The sequence below is a fragment of the Plantactinospora sp. A48 genome (assembly GCF_055793945.1).
Window position 1 is genome coordinate 50,738 of the sequence record NZ_JBTIXF010000038.1, and the last position, 9,066, is coordinate 59,803.

A 9,066-nucleotide genomic window follows, 5' to 3' on the forward strand; every position below is an offset into this window, starting at 1 on the left:
GAACGGATTCGAGGACGGTTGCCGGGTTCAGCGGTACGGTCGGCGGGCGAGCTGGTCGTAGACGGCCAGATAGTCGGTGACCATCCGGTCCGCGCCGAAGCGCTGCCGGGCCCGGTGCCGGCAGTCGGCCCGGTCCAGCCCGGCGGCCCGGGCGACGGCGTCGACGGCCTGCTTGACGTTGTGTACGAGAAATCCCGTCACCCCTTCGTCGACGATCTCCGGCATCGACCCACGGGCGTACGCGACGACCGGTGTGCCGCAGGCCATCGACTCCACCACCGAGAGCCCGAACGGCTCGTCGAAGGCGATCGGGTGCAGCAGGGCGGTGCTGGCGCCCAGGATTTCCGCGCGTCGGCGGGGGCCGACCGAGCCGAGGAAGACGACCTGGGTGCCGTCGATGTGCGGGGCCACCCGCTCGGCGAAGTACCGCTCGTCCTGGACGATGCCGCAGATGGTCAGCGGCCGGCCGGCGCGATGGGCGATCTCGATGGCGGTGTGGGTGCCCTTGTCGGGGTGGATCCGGCCGAAGGCGACCAGCCCGGGGCCGGCGTCGCGGGTGAACGGCAGAGCGGTGAGGTCGATGCCGTGCCGGACGGTGGCGACGTAGTCGAGGTCGGCGCTCCGGTCGGCGTCGGAGATCGACACGTAGGACGAGCGGGCCCGGGCGTACGCGGGCAGGATTCCCGGGCCGGAGAAGCCGTGGACGGTGGTGAGCAGCGGGGCGCGGCAGTGTTCGGCGAAGGCCAGCGGCAGCCAGTCGAGATGGCTGTGGACCAGGTCGAACCGCCCGGAGCGGGCCATCGCGTGGGAGACGTGCATCGCCTCCCACACCCGGCCGTCCAGGTCCGGGTCGTCGGCGTACCCCCGGGGGCAGACGCCGTCGAGGGTCGCGGAGGTGACGGAGTCCAGCGTCGCGAAGAGCGTCACGTCCACGCCCCGGGTGACCAGCCCTTCGGCGAGCAGGCCGGTGACCTGTTCCCATGGACCGTAGTGGTGCGGGGGTGTGCGCCAGGCGACCGGTCCGAGCAGGGCAACCCTCACGGGGACGGCGCGTCGGCAAAATCCGCCGGGTCGAGACGCAGGGTGGCGAGGAGCCCCATGTGCTTGTTCGGGTCCACCCGCTCCGGCAGCTCGCGCTCGACCCAGTCGGCCCTGGCCTGCTGCCCGCGCTCACGCAGCGCGGCGACGATCCGGTACCTGGGGATCTTCATCGTCTCTCCCTTGCGAAGCCATTCGGAATGATCATGGTCACTGGCGGTGGTTTGACCGGTGAGGTGGACCCAGCGGCGGTGGACGGAGTGGCCATGACATCTCCGGGTGGCCTCGACGGCTCGGTGGGACTGCCTGAGCGGTCCCGACCGACGAGCCGGTCAGTGAAGTATCCCAGCTTTCAGCTGGGCCAGTGAGCTCTTCAACAGCCGGGAGACGTGCATCTGCGACACCCCGACCCGGGCGGCGATCTGCGCCTGGGTCAGCTCGCCGTAGAACCGCATGATCAGGATCCGCCGCTCACGTAGCGGAAGCGCCGCGAGGAGTAGTTGGAGGGTGAGGTGGTTGTCCACGGTCGCGTATCCCGCATCGGCGGCGCCGATGAGCGCGATGCGCTCGATGCTGTTGGCTCCGGGCCGTGGCTCGTTCAGCGACGGCAGGCGATAGAACTCGGAGGCGGCGACGGCGGCCACGAGTTGAGCCGTGGTCATCTCCAGGTGGTCGGCGAGCTCGCCGTCAGTCGGTTGGCGACCATTCTGCTGCCCCAGCTCGCCCTGGGCCGCGGGCACCTGGGCGTTCAGTTCCTGTACCGGGCGTGGTACCCGGATCGCCCAGGCCGTGTCGCGAAAGTGTCGACGGATGCCGCCCAGGATGGTCGGGATGGCGTAGCTGGCGAATGGCACGCCCCGGTTGGTGTCGTAGCCGTCGACGGCCTTGACCAGGCCGAGCGCGCCGACCTGCGCCAGGTCTTCGTAGGACTCACCACGACCGGTGTACCGACGGGCCAGCCGGCGGGACATCGGCAGGTTCGTCTCGATGATCCGGGTACGCAGCCGAGCGCGGTCGGGATCGTGGATGTCCAGGGCCGCACGTCGCAGGAACAGTCGTTCACTGTCCCCTATGGCCGGATTCGGCACCGGAGAGCGCGAAGTGACCGTAAGGGTCGAGGGTGGGCTGACCATTGTTTGCACGCCCCTAATGGACCGATGGCGGCGAGACTGGCGCCACCGGGGGCCCGGGCGACACCGTCACCGTACGCCCTCGGTTCCCGGACCGACAGCCCGGCACGCCGTATGCCGGGCAGCCGCCCGGGTGTTGAGCCGCTCGTCAGCCGGGCTGGTCGGCCCCCGATCCCGGCACGAACTGCTCGGAGCCGTCGACAATCGCCTGGGACAGTTCGGACAGTCGCCGGTTTCGGCTCCGCGCGCCGTCGCGCAGGATCGTGAAGGCCCGGCCCACGTCCACCTGGAGGCGTTCGGCCAGGACCCCCTTGGCCTGCTCGACCAGGACCCGGCTGTTCAGCGCGGTCTGCAACTGCTCGGTGAGGATGTCGCGCCGGTGGATGGCGCGCTGTTGCAGCAGCCCGATGGTGGCCACGTCGGCGAGCGCCTGACCGATGCGCAGCTTGTCCGGGTCGAAGGACCCCGGCCGGACCTCGAAGAGGTTCAGCGCACCGATGACCTCGGAGCGCAGCCGCATGGGCAGGGCGTGTACGGCGGCGAAGCCGACCTCGGCCGCGGCGGCGGTGAATCTAGGCCATCGGGCGGTGGTCAGGGTCAGGTCGGCGACCGACACCGGTTGGCCGGAACGGAAGCAGTCGAGGCAGGGCCCCTGGTCGGTCTGGAGCTGGAACAGCTCCAGCAGGCGGGTGCGTTCGGAGGAGGCGGCGACCACCTGCAGGGTGTCCCGCTGGTCGGTCAGGAGCAGCCCGGCCGCCGACACACCCAGCAGCTCGACGCACCTCTCGGTCAGCACCTGCAGGAACTCGATCACGTCGAAATCGTCAACGAGAGTGTCGGCCATCTCCACGAAAACGTCGGCCAGCGGGGTCTCGGCCATGTCAGTCACCTCGTCAATCAATGGTTCCACCGGTCGCCCGACGGGATGGTCCGCAACGCGCCTTCCTGGCGCCGATCCCCTGGTCACCCTCGCAACTCGCCACCCGTCCCAGCCGGGTCGAGACGCAGGCGCCGAGCGACGACGTCAGCCGCCACGTCCCGGAGCAACCGGTCCTGGGAGTACGCGTAGGCGCGCAACCGGACGAGCGCCACCGCCGCGGACACTCCGAGCTGCACCACGATCATCCCGGTCGCCTGGTGTACCTCGGGGTGTCGCAGCCCGGTCCCCCCGGGCCAGGGATCGCCCCGGTCCACCCCGCGCCGCGCCGCGTCATCCAGCAGCACCGCGCAGGCGGTGTCCGCCATGATCAGCACGTCGGCCAGCTGCTCCACCCCGAGGTCGCCGGCGCTGGCCCGGTAGAGGTCCAGGACACCGAGTCGGATCCCGCCGACCCGCAGGGGCAACGCGAACATCGCACCGGCCCCCGCGTCCAGCGCGGCCGGCGCGAACATCGGCCAGCGGTTCCGGCACTCCGGCTCCGTCAGATCGGCCACCAGGACGGGCCCACCGGTGGTCGCGTCCACGCCCGGCCCCTCACCGAGGGTGAGGGTCAGGTCCTCCAACTCCGATGCGGTCCGATCGGTGGCGTACACCACCTCGCGTGGCGTCGAGGACGACCGCGACGGCGGCGGAGTCGACGTCCGCGACCGACACCACCGTGGCGCAGACCTGATCGACCCCGACCGGGCCGCCCCGGGTGGCATCGGCGAGGACGGCCCACAGCCGCAGCCGGCGATCGGAGGTCATCGGATCGTCGGATCCCGGGCCGTCCTTGCCCACCGCTGGCTCCGACCCGGATCTTCGACGCGGACAGGTTCGCCGTACGGCGCTGGACACCGCCCGGGGCCCCGCTGATGGCCACACCGTACTCGCGCGTGGCCGCACCGCGCGACCGGCCGCCACCGCGCACCGCCCTGGCGGGCACCGGCCCGGTCGCGGAGGCGTAGGCTTGGGAGGTCGCTCGGGACCCCGGTGGCTGACGGTTCGCCGCTTGCGGACGCGCCCACCGATCGAAGTCACCCGCCGCCATCTCCAGGTCCCCGGATCTCCTCGGGTACTTCGCCAGGCACCTCCCCCCACGGAAACCGACACGTCGGACCGCGACAGCACGTCGGACCGCGACAGCACGTCGCCGCCCGTCACCCAGGCCCGCCAGCGCACCACAGCGCGCAGGCCCGCCAGATGCACCTCGGAAGGCGGCGGTTCGTGATGACCGCAGCTCGGAACGGCAGTGTCCGATTCTCCGCGATCGATGGCCACGACAGCGTGGACGCCGCTCGCCCGACTCCCGACCGGCCGGCGGTGCGGCGGTCACGGGTCGGCGGCGTGTGGGTCGCCGCCGTGGTGTTCGCGGTGGTGCTCCTGCTGCTGCTCATCTTCGTACTGCAGAACGGGCAACGCGCCGAGGTGTCGTTCCTCGGCGCGCACGGCACCCTGCCGATGGGAGTGGCGCTGCTGCTGGCCGCGGTCTGCGGAGTCCTGCTCGTCGCCCTGCCCGGCACCGCCCGGATCGTCCAACTCCGGATGCTGAGCCGCCGTCGCGGTACGCGGGAAGCCGACCCGCCCGCGCCCGGCTCGCCGCCGCCGCCACCCAACATCGCCAGCGTCCCGCTGCCGGTCCGCCCGAAGAACCAGGACGGATAAGCCATGTCCAGCACCGTACGAGTCAGCACGACCATCGCGCGACCAGCCGCGATCACCGGATCGGTGGCCGCCGAGTCGCGGCTCGCCCTCGCCCCCACCCACGATCGGACCGTGCTGGACGGCGGGTGGTGGCCGCGGTCCTGGGATGCCACGGTCGAACTCCCCGGCCTCGTCCGTGCCCTGTCCGAACGGCACGGCCGGATCCGGCACCTCATGCTCAACATCGCCACCTGGGAGAACCGGGTTCGCCGGTTGACCGTCGGACCGGACATGGTCCGGATCGGCTGGTTCCGTACCCTCGATCCCGCCCTGCTGGTCGCCACCACCGGCCGCGACCGCCAGGTCGACCTGCTGGTGGTGCCGCCCGGCATCCCGGCCCAGGCGGCCGAGTGGGCGATGGCGACCGCCGCCGACCCGACCAGCATCGGGCACGCGCCCGACATCCTGGCCAGCGCGTGGGCCCGGTCCCGGAGCACGGTCGGGTCCGACACGCACGCGGTACTGGGACAGCGAGGGCGGTAGCGTCGCGCCGATCGACGCGGATCCGCTCCGGGTCACGATTCCGCGCTGACCCGGCGGGCCGTGCCGAACCGGCGTTGGTAGGCGGCGGGGCTGATCGACAGCTTCCGGCCGAAAACCCGCCGCATGCTCTCGTAGCTGGGGAACCCGGCGAGGGCCGCGGCCCGCGTGGCGGTGTGTCCCTGGTCGAGCAGGGCCCTGGCCAGGTCGAATCGGATGTTCTCCACGTAGCGGGCCGGTGTCGTGGACAGTTCGTCGTGGAAGAGCCGGGTGAGCTGTCGGGTGCTCACGTTGAGGTGGCTGGCGAGTTCCCCGAGCGAGTGGTGGCCACGGGGGTTCGCCGTCACCAGGTCGGTGATCCTGCGCAGGGCCGGCGAGCGGGGCGGCGGTCCCTGTAGCGGGGCCGAGAACTGGGACTGGCCACCCGCCCGCTGCATGTACACCACCAGGGCGCGAGCGACCTCACGCGCCAGGTCGGGCCCGTGGTCCTCCTCGACGAGGGCGAGCGCCAGGTCGATCCCGGCGGTCACCCCTGCCGACGTGTACGTGGTGCCGTCCCGGACGTAGATCGCGTCGGGCTCGACGCGGCAGGTCGGGTATCCGCTGGCGAGCTTGTGCGCGACCTGCCAGTGCGTCGTCGCCCGCTTGCCGTCGAGCAGGCCGGCGGCGGCGAGCACGAACGCCCCGGTGCAGATCGACGCGACCCGGCCGGCCGCCGCCGCCGGTATCCGGGCCGCGTCCGCCAGGTCGACGGGGACCCGGGTACGCGGATAGCGGTCGGATCCGGCCACCAGGAGCGTGTCGAAGGCCGGCTCCGGGGAGACGGCGCCGTCGACCGCCATCCGGACCCCGAGGTTCGACGTGACGTCCGCGCCGGTCGGCGACAGCAACAGGATGCGGTAGTCGGCTCCGAACCGGTTCGCCTCCTTGAACACCTCCGCCGGACCGGCCACGTCCAGCAACGTCACCCCGTCGTAGACGAGAACCGCGACCCGGTGGGGACCGGTGGTCACCAGCGCGGCCCCCGGGCGCCGGAGCGGTCGACCCGTCCGGCGATCCCGTACGCCCCCGGCCCGGCCCGGTCCGGATATGGGTGGTCCGGATATGGGTGGTTCCTGGCCGGACGAGCGCGGCGCCGTACGACGATCGGTGGGCAGCATGGAGGTCGACCACCCGGTCCGCACCCACCTGCTGGAAGGTCGGAGATCATGTCAGAGGTCATCGCGGGGCTGGAGATTCCGGAGACGGCGGCGGTCGCCGAAGCGACCCGGCGCATCCAGGAGACGACCAGTCCGCTCATCTACCACCACTCCCGCCGGGTCTTCCTCTTCGGGCTGATCCATGCTCGCAGGCTCGGCGTGGCACCGGACCCGGAGCTGCTCTATCTGGCCGCCATGTTCCACGATACGGGCCTGCTGACGCCCTTCTCCGACGTCGAGCAGCGCTTCGAGGTCGACGGCGCCGACCATGCCCGCAGGTTCCTCCTGGAGCGGGGTTTCTCGACGGCCGCGGTCGACACCGTCTGGACGGCTGTCGCGCTGCACACCACGCCGGGCATTCCCGACCGGATGGCCCCGGAGGTCGCCACCACGTACCTCGGGGTGCTGACCGACGTGCTCGGCCTCGGCCTGGACGAACTGGATCACGACCAGCTCGGCGCTGTTCTCGCCGTCCATCCACGGGGCGACTTCAAGAACGAGTTCCTGCGGACCTACGTCGACGGACTGAAGGACCGGCCCGAGACCACGAACGGCACCGTGAACTCCGACGTGCTCGAACACTTCATCCCCGGCCTCCGGCGCGTGACGACGGTGGAGCGCATCGTCGGGTCGCCCTGGCCGAGCTGATCGGCTGGCTCACCGGTCGGTTGATCCGGTCGGGCCGACCGCCTCGACGCCGGGCAGGAAGATCGGTTGGAAATTCAATTGACCGTGGGTCGCGAGGAAGAGTGACGCTCTGTCCAGTTGGTGTGTCCAAACGATGCATCGACAGACGACATTGCCAAAACGCGGATTCGAGCTACTTGACGATCCGCTCCGCCGCTCCGGATCTTGGTGTGCCGGGTGGGAGGGGTGACGGCTGAACGCGACCGGCGTCCGTCGGCGCGGGTGGGCCCTCGTTTGCGGTCGGTCGCCGGCCGGTTACCGGCCGCTCATGTCCGCATGGCGGACGCCGCCGCCCGGGTGTATCGGGGATATGCCTCTTGTCCGCCCAAGAGCGATAAAAGGTTCAGAACGAACCAGACAATCAGGGAGGTAACCCCATCCATTGATGAAGGTTGAGCCGTTGGGAGCGCTCCCGTAACATGACCGACGCGGCTGTTAACGCTAACCTAGAACGATCCCCGCGAATGCGTAGGCCGCCATCCCGTCAGGAGAGTGTTTTATGACTAGATCCAGAGCGACAAATGTCGGCCTGGCGTCGGCCGGTGTCGCGTTGCTGGCGGCGGCGACGTTTGTCGTGGCGTTGCCGGCCGGCGCCGCAGCGGCGGGCTGCTCGGTGAACTACGCCGTGTCCTCGGAGTGGCCGGGCGGATTCGGCGCCAACGTGACGATCACGAACCTGGGCGACCCGTTGACCAGTTGGACCCTGACGTGGTCGTACGGGGCCGGGCAGACGGTGACGCAGTCGTGGAACACGGTGTTGACCCAGAACGGCTCGCTGATCACCGCGAAGAACGTCAGCTACAACGGTTCGGTCCCGACCAACGGTTCGACGTCGTTCGGCTTCAACGGGTCGTCGACGGGCAGCAACCCGATGCCGACCGACTTCGCCCTCAACGGTGTGGCCTGTAACGGCAGCCCGACGAACGGGCCGACCACGTCCGTGCCGACGACCGCACCGCCCACCTCGGCCCCGCCGACCTCGGCCCCGCCGACCTCGGCCCCGCCCACCTCGGCCCCGCCGACCTCGGCACCGCCCACCTCCGCCCCGCCGACGTCGTCCCCGACGTGCTCGCTGCCGTCGACCTACCGGTGGACGTCCACGGGCCCGCTGGCGAACCCGAAGTCGGGCTGGGTGTCGTTGAAGGACTTCACCAACGTCGTCTACAACGGCAAGCACCTCGTCTACGCCACCACCCACAACACCGGTTCAGGGTGGGGGTCGATGAACTTCGGCCTGTTCACCAACTGGTCGGACATGGCCACCGCCAGCCAGAACGGCATGAGCTCCGGCACCGTGGCGCCGACCCTGTTCTACTTCGCGCCGAAGAACATCTGGGTGCTGACCTACCAGTGGGGTGGGACGGCCTTCTCCTACCGCACCTCCAGTGACCCGACCAACGCCAACGGCTGGTCGGCTCAGCAGACGCTGTTCACCGGCAGCATCTCCGGCTCCGGCACCGGCCCGATCGACCAGACGGTGATCGGCGACGGCCAGAACATGTACCTGTTCTTCGCCGGGGACAACGGCAAGATCTACCGGGCCAGCATGCCGATCGGCAACTTCCCGGGCAACTTCGGCTCGAACTACACCACGATCATGAGCGACTCCACGAACAACCTGTTCGAAGGGGTTCAGGTCTACAAGATCGCGGGCCAGAACCAGTACCTCATGCTCGTCGAGTCGATCGGCGCCCAGGGCCGCTACTTCCGCTCGTACACCGCCACCAGCCTGGGCGGTTCGTGGACCCCGCAGGCCACCAGCGAGAGCCGGCCGTTCGCCGGCAAGGCCAACAGCGGCGCCACCTGGACCAACGACATCAGCCACGGTGACCTGGTCCGCAACAACCCCGACCAGACCTTCACGGTCGACCCCTGCAACCTGCAACTGCTCTACCAGGGCCGCGCCACC

General features: G+C 70.3%; 10 protein-coding genes. 4 read left to right on the top strand and 6 right to left on the bottom strand.

What is annotated here, in order from left to right; translation table 11 throughout:
* Positions 1 to 27 precede the first annotated feature (27 nt).
* The 5 genes from ACXN5W_RS19625 to ACXN5W_RS19645 form a co-directional block, all read right to left on the bottom strand.
* The gene (locus ACXN5W_RS19625) at positions 28 to 1,041 is read right to left on the bottom strand and encodes a glycosyltransferase family 4 protein (RefSeq protein WP_473159781.1); all 1,014 of its coding nucleotides are present in this window, start codon (positions 1,039 to 1,041) and stop codon (positions 28 to 30) included.
* Positions 1,038 to 1,211 carry a hypothetical protein gene (locus ACXN5W_RS19630; RefSeq protein ID WP_473159782.1) on the bottom strand — a complete coding sequence of 58 codons (174 nt, stop codon included), beginning with the start codon at positions 1,209 to 1,211 and terminating at the stop codon, positions 1,038 to 1,040. The genes ACXN5W_RS19625 and ACXN5W_RS19630 overlap by 4 nt, the downstream gene beginning before the upstream one ends.
* Before the next feature lie 159 nt (positions 1,212 to 1,370).
* Positions 1,371 to 2,126 carry a SigB/SigF/SigG family RNA polymerase sigma factor gene (locus tag ACXN5W_RS19635; protein ID WP_473159783.1) on the bottom strand — a complete coding sequence of 252 codons (756 nt, stop codon included), beginning with the start codon at positions 2,124 to 2,126 and terminating at the stop codon, positions 1,371 to 1,373.
* A 190-nt stretch (positions 2,127 to 2,316) separates the two neighbouring features.
* Complete coding sequence (locus tag ACXN5W_RS19640; protein ID WP_473159784.1) at positions 2,317 to 3,048, bottom strand: GAF and ANTAR domain-containing protein; 732 nt, start codon at positions 3,046 to 3,048, stop codon at positions 2,317 to 2,319.
* 83 nt (positions 3,049 to 3,131) lie between these two features.
* Positions 3,132 to 3,701, bottom strand: coding sequence for a GAF and ANTAR domain-containing protein (locus ACXN5W_RS19645; RefSeq protein WP_473159785.1), 570 nt, complete (start codon positions 3,699 to 3,701; stop codon positions 3,132 to 3,134).
* Between the two features lie 616 nt (positions 3,702 to 4,317).
* Between ACXN5W_RS19645 and ACXN5W_RS19650 the strand changes: the two genes are divergently transcribed.
* Positions 4,318 to 4,752, top strand: a complete 435-nt coding sequence (locus tag ACXN5W_RS19650; protein ID WP_473159786.1) for a LapA family protein — start codon at positions 4,318 to 4,320, stop codon at positions 4,750 to 4,752.
* Between the two features lie 3 nt (positions 4,753 to 4,755).
* Positions 4,756 to 5,274: a DUF5994 family protein gene (locus tag ACXN5W_RS19655; RefSeq protein WP_473159787.1), complete on the top strand. Its 519-nt coding sequence runs from the start codon at positions 4,756 to 4,758 to the stop codon at positions 5,272 to 5,274.
* A gap of 32 nt (positions 5,275 to 5,306) precedes the next feature.
* Here the strand turns inward: ACXN5W_RS19655 and ACXN5W_RS19660 are convergent, their stop codons facing one another.
* Complete coding sequence (locus ACXN5W_RS19660; RefSeq protein ID WP_473159788.1) at positions 5,307 to 6,284, bottom strand: GlxA family transcriptional regulator; 978 nt, start codon at positions 6,282 to 6,284, stop codon at positions 5,307 to 5,309.
* A 195-nt stretch (positions 6,285 to 6,479) separates the two neighbouring features.
* On the opposite strand from ACXN5W_RS19660, the gene ACXN5W_RS19665 reads away from it, so the two are divergent.
* Together ACXN5W_RS19665 and ACXN5W_RS19670 are read left to right on the top strand one after the other, a co-directional pair.
* The gene (locus ACXN5W_RS19665) at positions 6,480 to 7,118 is read left to right on the top strand and encodes an HD domain-containing protein (protein WP_473159789.1); all 639 of its coding nucleotides are present in this window, start codon (positions 6,480 to 6,482) and stop codon (positions 7,116 to 7,118) included.
* A 538-nt stretch (positions 7,119 to 7,656) separates the two neighbouring features.
* Positions 7,657 to 9,066, top strand: a 1,410-nt coding sequence (locus tag ACXN5W_RS19670; protein ID WP_473159790.1) for a non-reducing end alpha-L-arabinofuranosidase family hydrolase, incomplete at its 3' end; no start/stop codon positions are given.

Coding starts and splice junctions, on each gene's coding strand:
- ACXN5W_RS19640 (WP_473159784.1), bottom strand. CDS start 3,048: ATGGCCGAGACCCCGCTGGCCGACGTTTTCGTGGAGATGGCCGACACT.
- ACXN5W_RS19630 (WP_473159782.1), bottom strand. CDS start 1,211: ATGAAGATCCCCAGGTACCGGATCGTCGCCGCGCTGCGTGAGCGCGGG.
- ACXN5W_RS19655 (WP_473159787.1), top strand. CDS start 4,756: ATGTCCAGCACCGTACGAGTCAGCACGACCATCGCGCGACCAGCCGCG.
- ACXN5W_RS19665 (WP_473159789.1), top strand. CDS start 6,480: ATGTCAGAGGTCATCGCGGGGCTGGAGATTCCGGAGACGGCGGCGGTC.
- ACXN5W_RS19650 (WP_473159786.1), top strand. CDS start 4,318: ATGACCGCAGCTCGGAACGGCAGTGTCCGATTCTCCGCGATCGATGGC.